Source organism: Arthrobacter sp. Z5-13 (assembly GCF_056499105.1).
Window position 1 is genome coordinate 2,630,217 of record NZ_CP096460.1, and the last position, 15,535, is coordinate 2,645,751.

14 protein-coding genes are annotated in these 15,535 nt (G+C 61.9%); 4 read left to right on the top strand and 10 right to left on the bottom strand.

The window, feature by feature from the left end; translation table 11 throughout:
- The first annotated feature begins 51 nt into the window (after positions 1–51).
- From M1E02_RS12455 to M1E02_RS12465, 3 genes are all read left to right on the top strand, one after another.
- Positions 52–543 carry a DUF1097 domain-containing protein gene (locus M1E02_RS12455; RefSeq protein ID WP_479374582.1) on the top strand — a complete coding sequence of 164 codons (492 nt, stop codon included), beginning with the start codon at positions 52–54 and terminating at the stop codon, positions 541–543.
- A gap of 98 nt (positions 544–641) precedes the next feature.
- Positions 642–938: a hypothetical protein gene (locus tag M1E02_RS12460; protein WP_479374583.1), complete on the top strand. Its 297-nt coding sequence runs from the start codon at positions 642–644 to the stop codon at positions 936–938.
- 15 nt (positions 939–953) lie between these two features.
- Complete coding sequence (locus tag M1E02_RS12465) at positions 954–1,463, top strand: flavin reductase family protein (RefSeq protein ID WP_479374584.1); 510 nt, start codon at positions 954–956, stop codon at positions 1,461–1,463.
- A gap of 22 nt (positions 1,464–1,485) precedes the next feature.
- Here the strand turns inward: M1E02_RS12465 and M1E02_RS12470 are convergent, their stop codons facing one another.
- The 10 genes from M1E02_RS12470 to M1E02_RS12515 form a co-directional block, all read right to left on the bottom strand.
- Positions 1,486–1,680 carry a PDDEXK nuclease domain-containing protein gene (locus tag M1E02_RS12470; protein WP_479374585.1) on the bottom strand — a complete coding sequence of 65 codons (195 nt, stop codon included), beginning with the start codon at positions 1,678–1,680 and terminating at the stop codon, positions 1,486–1,488.
- 31 nt (positions 1,681–1,711) lie between these two features.
- Positions 1,712–2,002 (bottom strand): PDDEXK nuclease domain-containing protein, encoded by a 291-nt coding sequence (locus M1E02_RS12475; protein ID WP_479374586.1) that lies wholly within the window; start codon positions 2,000–2,002, stop codon positions 1,712–1,714.
- Complete coding sequence (locus M1E02_RS12480; protein ID WP_479374587.1) at positions 1,963–2,160, bottom strand: hypothetical protein; 198 nt, start codon at positions 2,158–2,160, stop codon at positions 1,963–1,965. Before M1E02_RS12480 ends, M1E02_RS12475 begins: the two co-directional genes overlap by 40 nt.
- A gap of 175 nt (positions 2,161–2,335) precedes the next feature.
- Positions 2,336–2,530 (bottom strand): hypothetical protein, encoded by a 195-nt coding sequence (locus tag M1E02_RS12485; protein ID WP_479374588.1) that lies wholly within the window; start codon positions 2,528–2,530, stop codon positions 2,336–2,338.
- Positions 2,531–2,865: 335 nt separating this feature from the next.
- Positions 2,866–5,445, bottom strand: a complete 2,580-nt coding sequence (locus M1E02_RS12490; protein ID WP_479374589.1) for a discoidin domain-containing protein — start codon at positions 5,443–5,445, stop codon at positions 2,866–2,868.
- A gap of 270 nt (positions 5,446–5,715) precedes the next feature.
- Positions 5,716–7,902, bottom strand: a complete 2,187-nt coding sequence (locus M1E02_RS12495) for a glycoside hydrolase family 36 protein (protein ID WP_479374590.1) — start codon at positions 7,900–7,902, stop codon at positions 5,716–5,718.
- A 48-nt stretch (positions 7,903–7,950) separates the two neighbouring features.
- A complete protein-coding gene (locus tag M1E02_RS12500; RefSeq protein ID WP_479374591.1) occupies positions 7,951–9,138 on the bottom strand; it encodes a serine hydrolase domain-containing protein in 1,188 nt (395 codons plus the stop codon).
- Between the two features lie 138 nt (positions 9,139–9,276).
- Entirely contained in the window at positions 9,277–11,910 is a 2,634-nt protein-coding gene (locus M1E02_RS12505; RefSeq protein WP_479374592.1) for a BNR repeat-containing protein, read from the bottom strand.
- 692 nt (positions 11,911–12,602) lie between these two features.
- Positions 12,603–12,758: an alcohol dehydrogenase catalytic domain-containing protein gene (locus tag M1E02_RS12510; protein WP_479378145.1), complete on the bottom strand. Its 156-nt coding sequence runs from the start codon at positions 12,756–12,758 to the stop codon at positions 12,603–12,605.
- A 210-nt stretch (positions 12,759–12,968) separates the two neighbouring features.
- Positions 12,969–14,003 carry a LacI family DNA-binding transcriptional regulator gene (locus M1E02_RS12515; protein WP_479374593.1) on the bottom strand — a complete coding sequence of 345 codons (1,035 nt, stop codon included), beginning with the start codon at positions 14,001–14,003 and terminating at the stop codon, positions 12,969–12,971.
- Positions 14,004–14,175: 172 nt separating this feature from the next.
- Between M1E02_RS12515 and M1E02_RS12520 the strand changes: the two genes are divergently transcribed.
- A complete protein-coding gene (locus tag M1E02_RS12520; RefSeq protein ID WP_479374594.1) occupies positions 14,176–15,402 on the top strand; it encodes an alpha-L-fucosidase in 1,227 nt (408 codons plus the stop codon).
- Positions 15,403–15,535: the final 133 nt, after the last annotated feature.

Here is a 15,535-nt window from a genome sequence, read left to right on the forward strand (position 1 = left end):
GCTTTCCCTTCAAAAAGACAATGACGCCATTTTTACCTTTAGGAACACCAAATGAAGCCCCTCGTCACCATCGGTATCACCGCCGGCATCCTCGCCGGCCTCTGGACCACGTTCAGCACCCCCTTCGGACTCATCACCTGGGTAGGGTTCCTCTCCTGGGCATGCTTCTTCGCCGCCGGCGGAAAACGCGCCGGCCTGCTCAAAACCATTCCCGCCAACCTCACCGGCGTGCTCTGGGGCGCAGCTATCGTCTGGGGAGCAGCGAACCTCCCCACCCCCGGCGCCCTCGGCATCTCGGTTGCCATCGCAGCCTTCTCGATGTGCGTCCAGGCACGCTGGACAGTCCTGGGCTTCATTCCCGGAGCATTCGCCGGATGTGCAGCATACTTCGGCACCACCTTCGACGCGCCCGGAACCTGCCTGGCCCTGATCGCCGGTGCCTGCCTCGGCTGGCTCTCCGAATACACCGCAAGTCTTCTCACCAACGCCGGCAAGAAGCAGCCGACACCCGCCCGCAACCCGGAAACACAACCCGTCGCCTGAGCAGCGACAGCATCCCTCCAGGTGCCACCAGCCACGATTGGGTTGGTGGCACCTGATACCCACTGACCATTCCCACACCCACCACAGAGAATCTGCCCATGAGTCCAAGAACAGCGCCTGCCACCGACCGCCCGATCGAATACAGAACCCTGAACCCGCAGAGACCGCGCTGCTTCCGGGTCGATGACTGGTTCCGTCTTCCCGCGGCAACAGTAGAAATCCGCCAGCACGGCACCTACATCAGAACCGCACGGGTTGACGCCGCCACCCCGGACTCGAGAATGCTCTGGCTTTCACCGGAGGGCGTCGATTCCCGCGTCCTGATCGACAAACTTGACGGATACGAAGTGTGGATCGACCCAGAACAGCTCTATTACACCCTGCAGGACCGGTAGCCGGAGGAGGCAGCCATGACTACCGTTACCGAACAGCTAAGAACCATCGATCCCCAGCAGATCCGGGGCGTCATGTCCAAGGTCCCCACCAGCGTAACGGTCGTTGCCGGCCAGCCCGAACTCACCGGCGAACGCGCAGCCATGATCGTTGGGTCATTTGTCTTCATATCCCTCGAACCATGCCTTGTCGGCCTCTTCGTCAGCCGAGACTCCACGAGCTGGCCACAGCTGAACAAAGCCACAGTGCTCGGCATCAGCACCCTGGCCTCAACCCAGACCCAGTTCTGCCGCAAACTCGGCAAGAAAGAAGCAGACCGCTTCGACGAACACTTCTGGGACCAAGGGGAATTCGGTGCCCCGCTAGTCACCGGTTCCGTTGCATCCTTGGAATGCCAGATCGAGAACGTCACCCGGGTCGGGGATCACGACTTCGTCCTGGCCCGTGTCCTCGGACTAAACACAGGAAGCACCAAAGATCCCCTGGTCTTCCAAAACCACGAATTCGCAGCCATCCACCGCTGCTAACGCCTATCAGCCGTCCGGGCGGTTACACGCCGTCGAAATCGGCCACTGTTCCTTGTTCGAGCGCCGCAGTGATCGCCTCCGAAGATGGCAGCGCGGCTCGTTCCTCCGGCGGAAGGGAGTCATTGGTGTACGAGCTGACGGCGACGGGCTGGGATGAGCCGTTCAGCGCGTATCTCACCGTCGGCTCGTGCTTCGATCCGCACACGAGAATTCCCACGCTGGAGGGCCTACCCGGAGATCTCACCAAATCATTGACCGCCGCCATAGAAATTCAGCTGGCCCAGTTGCCCCGGTCTGAACTTCCCGGACTTTAGCTCCACAACCACGAACCGGTTGGTCGGGTCGTGTACCAGGAGAAGGTCGATGTAGAAGTCCTCGCCCTGGACATCGAGGTGATACCGGCGGCCATAGAATGCGAATCCTCGGCCGAACCCGGCCAGTGGCTGGGACATCCGCTGGGTCATGGCTTCTTCCATGGCCAGTTCTTCGACCTCCTTGGTCAGGCCGAGGAAGTCGAAGACCAGAGGATCCTTGGCCATACTCCGGCCAGCGCCGCCCCATCCTCGGACAGACGCTCTTCGAGATTGTTCGGAGCAGCCCCGAGTCCGCAGTGCAGGCCGGACGTGACATGGTGTTCGAGGACCTCGAGCCGCCACTTGTTCTCCACCGCCCGTTCTGCGCACCAGTCGCGGGTCACTGGATCCTTTGAGCTTGAGAAGCTCGAGGATGTGAACCCATGGCAGACCTTTAACCCGGTTCCGGACGGATCGATCCGACAAGTCCCAGACGGCCACGAATGCCCTCATATAAAGAAAGTCTGAGCGATAGAACCCGCGCATGTGTGGAAATGCGGGTTTCAGGTCGGCTGCAAGTCACTGCAGAATCTTGGTCCCCCAAGCCTGGGCTGCCTGGCGCTGCAGGATCGTGGAGCCGATCTCCCAGTATATTTCAACCAAGGCGTTGCCCGCCGCCTCCTGTGCGCGCAAATGCGCCAAAGTGACCAACTCCTTGAGGGAGACGAGCATCCCCGCATAGCCGCTGGGCAGTTCAGGTTCGATCTCTGGCACGCGCCCACCTTAGTCGCTGCGTCCGACAGGACCCCCGGCCCACCAGGTGCGCTCAAATTGTCCAAAGCACTTTGGACTATTGGTCCGAGGCCGGAATCTAGCTAGATACCCGCACTCCACCGGCCACTCGGAAACCCCTCCTGAGCTGGCCGCCTTGACAACCGAAGAACGCCTGGCCAGAAGCATCAGGACGCCAGGTCGCTGTGGGAGAAGCTGCAAGCCTGGTTGCGTCTTGCCCGAGGACGCGTGCCTGAAGGCAGCTCGACGGCCTGAGAACCTTCGGCGACGACGCCCGCAGTGGCACGCCTGGTCGCCGCGTCAATCGAGTATCGGGTTCACTGCGGCTTGGAAGCGAGCAGCCCGAGTTCGCCAAGATCCGTGAAGGCGACGTCGCCATTGTTGGCTGCGACGTTGAGCCGGTAGTAACGATAGGAGCTGGGATTCGCGATCGCGTAGGTCTTCAGCTCTAAGCGTCGGGCAAAGGCCTGGCTGCTTTGCGTGTCGAGCGTTGTCCAGGTCGAGCCGTCGTTGGAGCCCTGGAATTGCCACTCCTTCGGATCGCGGGGGACCAGGCCGCTGGCGCTGCTGATGGTATAGCGCTGGACGCGCTCAGTGTGGCCGAGGTCATACTGAAGCCAGCCGGTCGTGCCCTTGTAGAACCATCCCGACCCCGTGTTCTGGTCGAAGGCCCTCATGGCGCCGCTCGTGTTCCCGCTGTCGGTTGCGATGCCACCAGTGGCGACGTTCGCCATCGGATGAAATGGTGTGGCGCTGTCCGCCGGAGAACTGCCACTCATGCCGGCGGAGTTGGTCGCCGTGACGGTGTAGTAGTAGGTCGTGCCATTGGTCACTGACTTGTCCGTGTAGCTGCTGCCTGTGACCCCCGACGCGATTGTCTCGGAGGGCCCGCCGCTGAACTTGGAGCGGTGAACGGTGTAGCCGGTGGCCCCGAAGGACGCCTGCCAGCGCAGCGGCACGGCACCATCGCCCGGCGAGGCCAGCAGCATGGCCGGCGCCGCGGGGATGACGCTCGGCGCGCCACCGTCGCCGCCGGTGATCTGGACGTTGCTGAAGACGCTGTTGTTTAGCTTGCCTGTGACCGACGAGACCACCAATCCGACATAGATCGTGTCGGGAACGGGGGCGTCGATGCGGCCGACATCGGTAGCGGCCCAATTGGTGCCGTCGGGAGAAACGTAGCCGGTGATGATGTTTCCGATGCGCTCGAGCTTCACCCAGTTAATGGGCCCCGAGCTCCCATTGGTTAATGCCTTGTTCGCGTAGTTTGAGCCGCCATACACCGCCAGTTTCGTCATGTTCTGTAAGGCTTGACCTTCGTGGTTTATCGCCATCCAGGCGCGCGGAGCGCCTGGCTCCAGGCTTGTGCGCATCATCACGCCCGCCACTGCGGACGAGTGGGTGTTCTCGACCGACTCGACTTTAGCGATGATAGTGCCGTTGCCGGTGATGGCCTTGTATTCGAAGTGGCCACTGTCGAGTGCCCCCCAGATACCGTAGCCTGCCCCGGCCACGTTCCATTTGCCGTTGGCGTATGTGCCCGTGCCGGCCGGGGCGGCGCCCCCGATGTCGGCACTGCTGAACCCCGAGGTGATCGAGGTGGTCAAAGGAATGGGCAGCGGCGGCGGCGTCGTCGCCTTCGAGGTGTCGGACTCCTTGAGGAACATGAAGCTGGTGCCGCCCACGGGCATCCAGAGGCGTCTTTGAGCAATGAAGGGTGCCTGGAGACCCTTGCGGAGAACGTAGGCGTTATAAAGCTGAGTGAGCGCCACGCTCCCGCCATTGGCGCCGTCCCAGCCGCGATTGGTGATGTCCGAGGTGTAGTAGCGATCGGTGGTGCCAAAAGGAAGCGCTGTCGTCGGGACGAGCTCGTTCACCCTCGCGAAATACTCACCCGCCGCCAGCAGGCGGTTGTCGAAGTCGGAATAAATGTCGATGCCTTGGGTCCAGAGCGCCTCGGCCAGCATGGTCAGTGACGCGAGCTGCCCATAGGCGTGCCCCTGGTCGCGGAGGGAGTCGCCGAGCATGCCGATGTCACTGGAATTTCGCAGCCCGATATGGGCCAGCGTGCGCGTCTGATAGACGACCTTGTCCAATGTCTCGATGTCGTCGTTGTAGATCGCCATCAGTCCGAGAGCAACGAGGGACAGTGCGCCCTTGTTGGCGGCCCCGTACGAGCTGTCGCCATAGGGATTTGCTGCCGGCATCAGGACGTTCTTGAAGTACTTCTTGACCGTCGCCGTGTCGGCCTCCGTCCAGCCCGGGTAGGTGCTGCGCAGGATTTCCGCACCGCCCACGAAATGGAAAGCGTAATCGCCCAGATCAAGCATCGACTCGCGACCCGAGAACTCCGTCTGAGTGGTGGCCCACCCAAGCAGCAACTTGCGCGCATTCACCGCGTATCGCTCGTCCCGGGTGAAATACCACATCCGCGAGAGTTCCGAGATCGCGACCATGTCGCTGCGCCAAGCAAGGAGATTTTCGTCGGGGGCGCGGCTGACCTTCGCGAAAGGGCCGCCACGCCCTGCGTAGCTGAGCCTGGACGTGGGACTGTTCGCCAGTTGATTGAAGGCGGACTTCCACGGCTCCTTGCCCTGATCGACGTTCGCCTTGAGCGTCTGAAGATCCGAGAGGGTGACTCCAGCGCCTGGATGCTTGATAACCCGGACCTCCGGGGTGATTCCCGTCACAGCGGGGACCTCCGGGAAGGCGCCCCCGACAACAGGGACCTCCGGGAAGCCGCCCCCGACAACGGGGACCTCCGAGGAGCCTCCCATGCCAACGGAAAGCCCCGGAGCATCTCCATTCGCATTTCCCGAATTTCCACCACCGCAACCCGTGAGCACGACGGCGCTCAACACGAGCAACGCAGCAGCAAAATTTGTTTTATCAAACATGGGAACCTTCTTAGTCAATACGCGAAAAAGTCGCGGAGTCCGGCACGGGCCACCAGCTTTCCTCAAGGCGTTGATTTCATTTATAAGGCCGCGAACCGCTTTGAAGGCTTTTCGGCTCGCGAGGCGGGCGAATCCTGGTGTGGCGACAAGGGTGCCTTCGACACCTTCGACGATCGCGTGCCGGCGACCCTGTACCGGCAGTTGGAGCAGCTTAGGGGTCGGCTGGCGTAACGGTCTTGTTGCAGAACCGACAAGCAGCGCGACGATTAGTCACGGCTGGGCATTGACAAGCTCTCCCCCTTTCCCGGCCCGGGCGGGTGTCAACGGCACCACGACGCCTTCAAAGTCCCGAAGGCCGTCAATCCGTAGTTCACCCTCCTCCACGAGGAGCGAGGTCGAACCGCATGACAGTGATTCCTCGATGCGCCAGGACCCGTTGAGCGGTATCTGCACGCTGCCGGGTCCGTTCGCGAAGGCGTGCAGCACGACCAGCAGCCCTCTGCCGTCGTCGGCGCGGCGGGTGACCGATTGCCACCCCGTTGGATGCCGCATGGACGGTCCGCGCACGCCTCCCCGGCGCGACCGGCCGGATCGAATGATGGGTGACGCCCTCTGGTACAGCCCGATCGCTCGACGCACGATGTCCCACTGCCGGTCGTCGAGACCGACAACGTCTCCGGAGAGGCACATTCGACCGATGAAAGTGGCGGTGAGGCTGTAGACCAGGCGCTGATCCGTGTCGGTGGGGTGGAGCACCGACCAGATCTGCATTTGACGAGCGAGCATAACGCGAAGCAGATTCCCGGCGATGAGCGGGATCTCCGGCAGCTCGTGCGCGTCCGAGAACGAGCTCATCGCCGTCCTGCCGATCATGGACGGTTCGAGGCGGTGACCACCGCTCGCGCAGTTTTCGATCACCAACTGCGGCAAGCGAGAACGGATTCCATCGAGGAACAGGTAACCCGCGAGTACCTGCCGGCGCAGACCCTCACCGAGCCCGTCAGCATGGTCGGTACCAAGCCCGAGGTGCTCGTTGTAGTCGACTTTCATATAGCCGAAACCATCTTGTTCGAGTCGGTCGACGACCCGGGCAGTGAGGTAGTCAACGGCGAACGGGTCCGTCAGATCCCAAAAACGGCGGTTGCCGGCTGTGAAGGGCGCGCCATCGCGTAGCAGAAGGTGGTCGGTCAGCGTGAAGGCGGTGGAGTCCTCTCCTACGGTCTCAAACTCGAACCAAAGACCCGGGGTCATCCCACGCTCGCGGATGCGGTCGGTGACTTCCTTCAATCCGTGCGGAAACAGATCGGGACTCGGGATCCAGTCGCCGTGCGCGAGCGCCCACGACACATCCGATGAGGTGTCGCGATACCACCCTGCATCAATCACGAGGTACTCCACGCCCTCACCGGCCAGGCGGTCGGCGATGGCGATGAGACGCTCACGGTCGGGGTTGCCCCATGAAGTGCACCATTCGTTGAAGACGATTGGCAGAGACTCCTCGACCTCAGGTTGGGCATCGGCGGCCTCGTTTTGGGCCGCTACCAGGCGATCGGCGACGTCGTCTACAGTGCCTTGCGTGCAGCTCAGGATGGCAGGTGGGGCAACCAGGCGCTCGCCCGGCATGGCAGTGTGTGACCAATGACCGAACTCCCGGTCAGCGAGGCCCCCCGATATCGCTACGTCGTCGCCGAGCCGGGTGATCTCCATCTGCCAGCTCCCGGCCCAGGCTAGCTGTGCCCCCCAGGTTACCTGCGCCACCTTGTCCTCGACCGCGAGGAAGGGAAACCAGCCGCGGGCCGGCATCGTGCCAACCTGGCCAAACCGTTCGCTCAGAAGGGCGATCCCTAACCAGGATCGCTCGAGCTGCAGGACCTCGATCGTGTCGCTAACCGGTTGAGCCTCTGCGCTCCAAGAGCTGCGCAGCCTGTGCACGACGAGTCGCTCCGGGCTGTCGGCAGTATCGAACGGCGAGATACCCGACAGGTTGAAGGAGGTGAGGGCGTCGACGGTGACTGGTACTGGTGAATCGTTGACGAATTCCACTTCCACCCTGAGGTGGCTCTCCCCCGTCCTGTGGATCAGCGTGTGCTCAAGGCTGAGACCCGCCGCGGACCGCACCGCGGTGACAATGCGGGTGACGAGCCCAACACGCTCAACCAAGTGGTCCGCAAGGCGGAATCGGGAGCTGGAAGGCGACCACCGCATCGTGCGTCCTTGCCCCCACCCGCCTGTCGCGGCGTCGCCCCTTAGCGTTACGTGCACCAGCGGATCTACTGAGCGCGCGGGCGGGTTGCCGCCGCCGGGTTGATTTGCGATGTACGGCTCGTCGCCAATCCCACAGCGCGCCGTTACTGGCTGCAGCGAAGTAGGACGAAGCACGAGTCCCACCTGTTCCGAGTCGTCCACCCAATAGTGGGCTGTCATATCGCCCAATCCGTATACTGCTAGCTCACGCATTGTTGTCTCCTGCTCGATGGTGGGGGTTGACCTCGATTCACGGTGTTCCTACGCACCAGCCAAATCGGCGAGCGGCTCAGCCCAGCTCATGCGCGGGTCTGGTCTGGAGTCGTCCGACCACATCCCGGTGCACGTGTATGCAACTGCCATGCTCGACTCGGGATGAGCAAACGCGATAACTCCGCCCGCCCCTGGGTGCCCGAAAGTTCCACCGGATGCGAATCGGCCGCTCGGGAATTGCGAGCCCAACCAGAAGCCCAGCCCGAACTCGGCAAGCTTCTGTTTGGGCACGGCGGCCAACGGAGGAACGGGGCCCAAGTTAAAGGTGCGTGGCCGAGTCATGACGTCAAGCGTCGTCGGGGAGAGCAGCCGAATGGAGTCGATCTCACCGATGGTGGCGGCGTAGATCTTTGCGACCGACCGTGCACTCGCGATTCCGCCCGCCCCGCCGAACTCCATCTGGTGCCCCTCGGCGCTGTTGAGGAACTCCATCATGTCGGGAATCGACTGCACCTGCTCGAGCAGCTCACGGACGACTGGATCAGACAAATCCACTCCGTGTTGTGACCACAATTCGCCAGGGTTGGCGGGTGGCTCATGGTTCAACTTGCTGCGATTCGTGACGTCTGTCTCGCGATCCGCCGGGAGGCTCCCGATCCAGAAGTCGACTCCTAGCGGACCGGCGATGAGTTCAGCGAAGAGGTCGCCCGCTGTCTTGCCCGTTGCCCGGCGGATCACCTCGCCGTTGAGATAACCGAAGGTAAATGGGTGGTACCACGACGCGGTTCCCGGTACCCAGAGGGGTTCGGCGGCGGCGAGCGTCTCAGTGCAGAGAGCCCAATTCGGTAGGTCGCGGCTTTCGATCCTCGCTGCAGAGGGAAAGAAGGGAAGACCAGCCGCATGACTGAGGAAGTGGGCAACGGTGGTCTGATCCTTGCCGCGAACTCCGAACTCTGGCCACACAGAAGACACTCGCGTATCGGGGTCAAGCTGGCCTTCTTCGAAGAGCAACGCCGCGAGGATAGCCATCATGCCTTTGGTCGTGGACCACAACACGAAGAGCGAGTCCCCATCTATCGCGACATCCGTTTCCGGGTCGGAGCCTGTCCACAGGTCGACAACCACGCTCCCCCCTTGATAGACGCAGAGTTGAGCGCCACCGGCATCCGCCGAATGTCCGCGCTCGAACGCAGCGGCGACCAGCTCGAAGCCTGGAGCAACGTAACCGTGAATCATGGAATGAGCTCCTCTGCTCGCAGACGTGTCCACAGTTTCTGTGGTCACAGTAATTTTCCTAGGTATGGGTGCGGTCAAATAGTCGCGCGAAGAACGGCCTCGCCGCCAAGCAGAGGCCGTTTTTCGAGCGACTTACCGCTAGTCGAGGAGGATCACTTGAAGCGTGCTGCCTCCTGTCGGATAGCTGGTCCGCGGCTGGTCCGCGTTGCCCGGCAACGTCTCCCAGCGCAGTATGTACTGCCCGCCCGCTGTGGCGCCGGCGAGGTCATTTTCGACCATGACCTGTAGCCCCGGGAAGGTGCCGGTCACCGTTGTCACCGAAGCGGGCAGCGGCTGCGTGGGTACCTGGGCAATCCGATTCAGCGACGAGTCGATGATGATGGACTGCCTGCCGCTGCTTCCGTTGCACAAGAAGTCAACGCTGATGTCGCCGTTGGACAGCACACGAGAACCCTGCATAGCGACCTGGAAGTTGAGACTCCCGAAGCCGCCGAAGCTCCATCGTCCGGTCCAGTCGGTGATCTGACTGACCTGCCACGTGCCGGAGGCCGTGGGACGCGCGGCGTACACCTGCGACCGGCCCTGAGGGTCGTACTTGTGGTAGGTGATGAGAACCTTCCCCGAGGGGTCGAAGCCGATCTTCGCGTTACCGTTCAGCAGTCCACCAAAATCGGGGACCGGGTCGATCACGTCACCCTGCCCGTACTTGAGCGGCGTCGTCAAAGGCGTTCCGCTGTTCGTCACCCAGTTCACCAGGTCCTGGCTCTTCGCGTACGTCAGCATGCTGTTCGTCGCCGCGTCACCCGAGTCCCGCCAGACCCAGATCATGTGGAACCACCCGTCGGGTCCCTTGGTCGGACCTTGGAAGTACGAACTCCAGGTACCCGAAGGGTTGCTTGCAGACCCGTTGCCGTCGAACATCGGCTGAGAGACGAGGCGCGACCACGAACTCGTCGCCTCGTCATAGACGTTGAAGTACGTCACACCGTCACCGGAACCGCCGCTCCGGTGGCTGAAAACAAGGCTGCCGTCTGAGCGGTTCACGAACTCGGGATAGGTGACCGAGGTCTCCGTTGACGTACTCACCATGTTGTTGACTTTCACCAACGTGCTGATGTCGCCGGGGACAGTGGTGCGGAAGTAGACCAACGGAACGTTGTGCATGTTGCCTGAGACGTGAAGGTTTCCACTCCGGTCAAGCCCCATGGAAATGTAGTTGTGGCTGTCCCATCCGATAGTCGACGGGAGGAGCTTGTAGGTCCAGGCGCCGCCGATCGTGTGCTTGGCTACGGTCATGCCGCGGTTCACGTCGTAGTACGCGACGTACTGGTCGTTTCCGTCGGTGAGAAGTCGCTGCGTCACTTGCATTCCGGCCCAGGTCGATCCCACCGTGCTGGTCGAAACGACAGTCAGGTTGGGATCCGGGTAGGTGTAGCTCTCTCCCCCGGGCGCGCAGTTGAGGGGGCCGGGAGGCGAAGCAGCCGGGGTGGTCGTCGAAACACTAAAGGTCTGAGCGCGCAGGTTTCCACTGTTGGAATACAATCCCGCACGGCCCCCCGTGACATTCGGGTCAACGACAGCAGCGGTGTAGGTCTGGTCCGCAAGCGTGGCTCCCGATGCCACATTCACTACCTGCGACCGAAATGAGTTGCCCGTGCGTGTCAGCGTGAGATCAAGTTGCGTGCCGTACGCGGCAACGATTGTGCCGCTGGCGAGCACGCTGGCCGTCGAGCTGTTGGACATCTTCAGCAACTGCCAGCGCCCGTTCGTGCCCGTTCCAGAACCGGTCGTGACCCGGAGCACGTAGTAGTTAAGGCTGGTGGCACTCGTGCCCTGAAGGTTTCCCACCACGCCCACCCACTCGGATCCTCCCGGAGTTCCTGTCGTGACGATATTGGTCCGCGCAGAGACGGTGTAGTCATCGCCGAGGGCGAGGGGGTTGTAGGTGGCGACGGCGTTGCTGGTCGAGCTGCTTGCCAATGCGGCACCGCTCGCGATACTCCAGGCACCGCGATCTGATGTCCACGAACTCCCGAGGGCTCCGTTCGCGCGTTCGAAGTCGTCCGCCGCGGGGATGGTCGTCGACAGACCCCAAGTCTGTGCTCTCAGGTTTCCGCTGTTGGAATACAGTCCAGCACGCCCACCGGTGACATTCGGATCAGCCGAGGTGTACGTCTGATCGGCGAGTGTGGCTCCCGACCCTGCGTTGAGTACTTGCGACCGTAAGGAGTTGCCCGTGCGAGTCAGCGTCAGGTCGAGTTGCGTGCCGTACGCGGCGGCGATGGTACCGCTGGCGAGCAGTCCGGTGCTAGTGCTGTTGGTCATTTTCAGCAACTGCCAGCGCCCGTTGGTGCCTGTTCCGGAACCGGTCGTGACCCGGAGCAGGTAGTAGTTCAGGTTCGAGGCTGTGGTGCCCTGGACGTTGCCGGCAACACCTGCCCACTCTGATCCACCGGGAGTTCCGGTTGTGACGAGGTTGATCCGCGCCGAGACGGCGTAGTCGACGGCAATGGGCAGGGGGGTGTAGGTGGCGACGGCGTTGCTGGTCGCGCTGGTTGCCAGGGCGGCCCCGCTCGCGATACTCCAGGTGCCGCGGTCCGACGTCCACGAGCTCCCGAGGGCTCCGTCGGCGCGTTCGAAGTCGTCCGTCGCGGGGTTAGTTGCTGCTGCTGCAGTGAATGGACTCGCTAACGCGAGTGCAGTCACGATCAACACCGGAACGAGGAGTCTTGCGACAGCTCTTTTCGGTCTTGAGGTGGGTGAGTACATCATTGTCTCTTCCTTTCGTTGGGTTCAGACAAAACCGCGCTTCCAATGGACTAGGGAAGTGAAGCCTCGTTTGGTTGGTCATTGGGAAGCGTGAGTGTCCGCTGCAGGTGGCTGTTGCGGAAGGTCGAACATGGTCGGAAAAGTGACGGGGCTGCAAGATCGGTACGCGCCCGACCAGGTAGATCCGGACGTTTTCCATGTCGCTGGACCGCCGCGAGGGGTCGTGACGACAACCGAAGCTCGACAACAGAATCGTCCTCGATGGACGAATGCACCTTTGCAAGTCTTATCGACGAGGAGCTAGCGTCGCCTCCGAATCACCATTGCGAAACGTTACGCTTACATCATTCGCAGGTCAACCCCTACCTTTGCGACGGAAATGGCCCCTGATGAGCGAAACGGACGCGTCAGGTACGAATCGTTTCAGCATAATCAACAAAGTGGGCCGGTCATCAGGAGCAGCCTGTCTCTTCCAGAAGGGTCGAGCCTCAGGAGAGCCTCGTACGCGGTTCCGAATCCACAGGCAACGCAGGCTCGTCCAAATAGGTCATGCTGTCAGCAAGTCAGAGAAGATCATGGCGGTTGGTCACAAGCAGGTCGGAGTGACCGCGATCGCGATGCCAGCCGTGTGCGCGACGTCCTGAAGAAGTGCAGCTGATCTGGTATCCCAGGCGGCAGTCGCGGCACAGCCCGCATCAACTGATGTGGTAAATGACGACGCGGTCGCCGAGTTCCAAATCGGTGACGCCGGGGCCAAGTGCGATGACCTGACCCGCAGGTTCCGGCCCTTCCCGGATGTGCTCCCGGTAGATCGCGCGGAGGTCGCTTCCACAAATCGGGAAAAACGTTATGACATGCCAATCGGGACGTCCAGATGGTTCTGCTTTGCGGAGCTAGGCGTTGCGGCCCCGTGAACACGCGCCTTTACGCGAACTGTGTCGATCAGGCGATATCCCACACAGTTGATTTGCGCTGCGTGGCGCTCTACTCTGAGTGAAACGTTTCGCCTTACTGTTAGCTCAAGGAGTCTCATGTCTCTTCAGAAGGATTGGCCCAGGGGCTCAGTCGCTCAGCCGCCGAACCGACGCACCGATCTGCAGGTGCCCCGGAAGCTCCAGAACTACGCGACTCCTCGGCCCGTCCGGATTGTCCAGCCGGGCATTCATAATTCGAGCGGCCTCGGTCGCGATCTGTTCGACGGGCTGCACGTAGACCGTCAGTTTCGGGCGCGTTACCTGAGCGAGCTCCACAGAGTCGAAACCAACGAGGGAGACATCGCGCCCGAGGCGGAGCCCCGAGTCGTTCAGGGCGGCCACGGCGCCTACTGTCAGGTCGTAGTTCCCCGCGAACACCGCAGTGGGGCGCGTGTCCGCCGCGAGCAATCGCATCATCGCCGCATATCCGTCCTCCACGTTCAGAGGGGCGCGTTGGATGTGGTCTTCGGCGATGGTGATGCCGGCAGCGCGAGCCGCTGCGAGGAAGCCGTCAAGCCGGCCCTGCAGGCTCCACATTCCTTCGTCGCCCACCAGGGCGCCGAGGGTTCGGTGGCCGTGGTCGATCAGGTGCTGGGTTGCAACCTTGCCCGCCTGCACGTTGTCAAGGGTGACGGAGTCCGCGTCAAGGCCGCTTGGGCACCAGTCCACCGTGACGACAGGGATGCCAATCGAGACGGCGGTCTCGAGCGCCGAGGAGTCCGACAGCGCGGGAACGCCGATGATGCCATCGACCCTTCTGCTGAGCAACAGCTCGACTGCATTGACGCTGGACGGAGTTCCGTCCTGCTCGTTGGAGGTCAGGAGCACTCCGATGCCCTGACTTCGCAGGTACTTTTCGATTCCGACGACGATCTCGAGGTGGAAGGGAACCTGAAAAGAGGGCAGCAGCAACACGCCGACGGTTCGAGTCACACCGCGCCTCAAGCTGCTGGCGAACGCGTTCGGTCGATAGTTCAGTTCCGAAGCCGCCGACTCAATCACTTCTCGGTTCGAGGAAAGAACGTTTCGCCCGTTGTAGTACTTCGAAATCGTCGCCAACGACAAACCAGTCAATCGCTGGATGTCCTTGTAAGTTGCGGGAGATCTGTTGTTTGTCGACAATTTCGATCCTTCGTATCGCGAGTTATGGGCACCGTTCGCGCTCATAACGATGCTATCCCGAGTGTACCCATGATCCGCGAACCTTTAGTCGTTTCGCTTTGTCGCAAAACCATGACCACTTACCAGGCAGGCGCCAAGCAGCGTCTCGCCAGACCACGCCAAGGAGAGAGTAATGACCGATAGTCCCACCCTGCCCGAATGGGCCAGACAGTCCACCCTGGGCATTTTCATCCACTGGGGGCCCTACTCGGTTCCTGCATGGGCCGAGCCGACTGGTGCATGGGGCGCTGTACCCGAAGAGAAATGGTTCTCCCACAACGCGTACGCCGAGTGGTACGCGAACACATCCCGGATCGCGGGATCGCCGGCGGCGCTACACCATGCCGCTGAGTACGGAGACAACACGTACGACGCCTTCCTTGATCAATGGAACCCCAACCAGTTCGATCCGTCCGAATGGGCCCGGCTGTTTCATCGGGCCGGTGCGGACTATGTCATCCCCGTCACGAAGCACCATGACGGGGTGACCCTGTGGGACGCGCCCGGTGCCGGGCGTCTGTCCACGGTCGCTCGGGGACCCAAGCTCGATCTCCTTGCACCGCTCGCGGAGGCTGTGCGTAAAGAGGGAATGCGCTTCGGGGTCTACTACTCGGGCGGGCTTGACTGGGCCTTCACGGATTTCCCTCCTATCGAGTCGATGTCCGATGTTACGGAGTACCGTCCCAACGACGCGGAGTACGCCGAGTACGCAACCGCACACGTCCGTGACTTGATTGACCGCTACAAGCCTGCAGTGATCTGGAACGACATCGAATGGCCGGACGCGGGTAAGGCTGACGGCTCTCTCGTGCAACTACTGGCGTACTACAAGCATGTGGTGCCTGATGGCATCGTCAACGACCGATGGGGCGCGCCGGTGTGGGACTACCGGACCAGCGAGTACTCGCACGATACCCAGAACGAGCGCGGGGTGGGTTGGGAGCACAACCGCGGGCTCGGGTTCTCGTTCGGTTACAACCGCACAGAGGATGAATCCTTGACGCTCTCTGCGCGCGAGCTTGCTCGTCTGTACGCCGACGTAGTTGCGCGCGGGGGCCGTCTCTTGCTGAACATCGGACCGGAGGCCAGTGGGCGGATTCCCGACCTCCAGCGCCGGACCCTCGAAGGGTTCGGCGAATGGAGTCAGAATCTGAAGCCCTACACGCTCGACAGGTCACCGATTGAGCCCGACACTGTAACTATCACCGGTAGCGATTGGTGGGTTGCGTGGCGGCACCGCGACTCCATCATCGTGGTAGCAGACAACCCTCTCTGCATTGTCCGCACGGACGGGGGGCTCAACGCGGTCGTCTTCGGGCTGCCAGCGGCTGAGGAGGCACGAGATAACCCGAAAGCATAACGTTTCTCTCCCGCGAATCGGCGAGGAAGAACGAAATGTAGCAAATAAATCGAGACACCCAGCTCCGCCGGTGCTATATTTACCCGGACAGAGCGAAACGATTCACCCTACAGAATCACTGATGTCACACAGC

Bases quoted from the DNA above. Each gene is read 5' to 3' on its own strand.
- M1E02_RS12520 (WP_479374594.1), top strand. From the start codon at position 14,176: ATGACCGATAGTCCCACCCTGCCCGAATGGGCCAGACAGTCCACCCTG.
- M1E02_RS12490 (WP_479374589.1), bottom strand. From the start codon at position 5,445: ATGTTTGATAAAACAAATTTTGCTGCTGCGTTGCTCGTGTTGAGCGCC.
- M1E02_RS12475 (WP_479374586.1), bottom strand. From the start codon at position 2,002: ATGGCCAAGGATCCTCTGGTCTTCGACTTCCTCGGCCTGACCAAGGAG.
- M1E02_RS12465 (WP_479374584.1), top strand. From the start codon at position 954: ATGACTACCGTTACCGAACAGCTAAGAACCATCGATCCCCAGCAGATC.
- M1E02_RS12500 (WP_479374591.1), bottom strand. From the start codon at position 9,138: ATGATTCACGGTTACGTTGCTCCAGGCTTCGAGCTGGTCGCCGCTGCG.
- M1E02_RS12505 (WP_479374592.1), bottom strand. From the start codon at position 11,910: ATGATGTACTCACCCACCTCAAGACCGAAAAGAGCTGTCGCAAGACTC.
- M1E02_RS12455 (WP_479374582.1), top strand. From the start codon at position 52: ATGAAGCCCCTCGTCACCATCGGTATCACCGCCGGCATCCTCGCCGGC.
- M1E02_RS12495 (WP_479374590.1), bottom strand. From the start codon at position 7,902: ATGCGTGAGCTAGCAGTATACGGATTGGGCGATATGACAGCCCACTAT.
- M1E02_RS12460 (WP_479374583.1), top strand. From the start codon at position 642: ATGAGTCCAAGAACAGCGCCTGCCACCGACCGCCCGATCGAATACAGA.